Annotated in this window: 1 protein-coding gene; it reads right to left on the bottom strand. The window is 40.5% G+C overall.

The genetic code is table 11. From position 1 onward, the window contains the following. On the bottom strand, positions 1–1,818 hold a 1,818-nt coding region (locus AB4496_RS26120; protein WP_372132800.1), incomplete at both ends, for a diguanylate cyclase domain-containing protein.

Below are 1,818 nucleotides of genomic sequence, written 5' to 3'. Positions count from 1 at the left end.
ATGACCACCTGGTTACGCCCTGATTGTTTTGCTTGATATAAAGCGTCATCTGCTGATTTCAAATGCTGTTTGTAGGTACTGCTATTTAATTCTTGATACGTTAAATGAATGGTCGCACCAATTGATGTAGTTAACGCTAACGGACCGGAATACGTTTCTATCGTTTGATCAGCGATTGTTTGCCTTATCATTTCCAACTGTTCGTCTGGGTCTTGAGTGCCAGCAAGCAGTAAAACGAATTCTTCCCCACCCCATCGAGCCAACACATCGTTTGTTGATAGCGCTCGCTCTATACGCTTAGCAACCTCTACCAAAACTTGGTCCCCAATATCATGTCCGTATGTATCATTGACTCGTTTAAATTGGTCTAAGTCCAAAATAGCAAGCGTATACCCGAACGGCGACAAACGGTATGGCATTGGCTGAGTTAACAATTGTTCTAGGTAGCGTCTATTGAATAAACCTGTCAACTCACATCTCGTCGATTGCTTAACCAACTCTTTGTTGGTCTTATGCATAGTGCATAACCTTACCAGAAGTACAGCAAAGCTTATGATGACCATAACACCGAGTACGACAACAATGCGGTCTTTTAAGCTCTGTTTATCTAGCGTCATCTCTGCGAGCTCTTTTTCTGCATTAAGCAGTTCATTCTCTTTCGCTAATGAAGCCGTAGCAAAGTCTTGTTCTAATAAAAAGATATCACTCTGACGCTTTTCAAATAACAGCGCTTTGTTGCCCTTGTAATAAAGCTTGAAATACCGAAGTCCAATTTCACTGTTGCCTTTAGATTCATAGTATTCTGCAAGCGCTTTGAAACCAAGCACCTTCCAACTACGGCTGCCAACAATATCAAACATCGTAGACGAACGTTTTAGATCAAAGAAAACAAAGTTATCTTGGTTCAAACCGATATTTGCTAAAGCTCTGTTTAAGTAACACTGACCCAGTTGGAGTGTGTACTTTGCAACACCCGGGTAACCAATACATTGGTTTGTTACTTTCCTTGCTAACTCAAAGTTTTTTTCTGCTAGCAGTACTTCACTCTGAGCTTTTAGAAGAAGGATTTTGTACCTTTCACTTACGCTATCATCATTAAATTTGGTGGCACTTTTATAAGCCTCTCGACCTTTTACTAAGTCGCCACTGCGTAGATAAGCAAATGATTCATTAACATATAACACACCGATGGTTGAACCATCGCGTAGTCCACTTTTGATATAGAGTTTTTTGGCCTGTTCGATAAGTTTGAGTGCTTTCGGCCAATCTTCCAGATAGATATAAAGCAATGCCATATTCGACATCAACTTACTGTTATAGATATGCCGTGGGTATTTCTTGCCAAGATTTAAGCCCTTATGAAAAAAATACTGAGCTTCGGAAAAATCATTTTGGATGTTTTTGATCGACCCAACAGTGTTGTAGGCTTTTATCAACAGTTCTTCATACTGGATTGATTCAGCGATACTTATTGCTGCTTTAACTTGAGATTCAGCCTCTACTAATTCACCTTGACTCATCTGCTCAATCGCTAGTTCAACTAAAGATTGCGCCTTTAACCACCCCATATCTTCACGCTGTGCTAATGCCTTGATCTGTCGTGTGTATTCAGACACAGCCTGTTTATCGAGATCATGCTGTGCGAGATTCGATAAAATCATTAGTTCATAACCACGATAGATGGCTTTATGTTGCGTAGGGCTCGTTGCTTTTAAGGTTTCAAGCTTTTGGGAGGCAAGCTTTGGATCACCGCGAGACACATTAAGGATTTCAATGAGTTCAGCGCCATATTGAGTCGCTGATAACTCTTTTTCGGGA

Origin of the sequence: Vibrio sp. 10N.222.46.A1, assembly GCF_041473595.1 — a bacterium.
GTDB classification, from domain to species: domain Bacteria; phylum Pseudomonadota; class Gammaproteobacteria; order Enterobacterales; family Vibrionaceae; genus Vibrio; species Vibrio tasmaniensis_A.
This window is presented reverse-complemented; position numbering and strand designations above follow the sequence as displayed.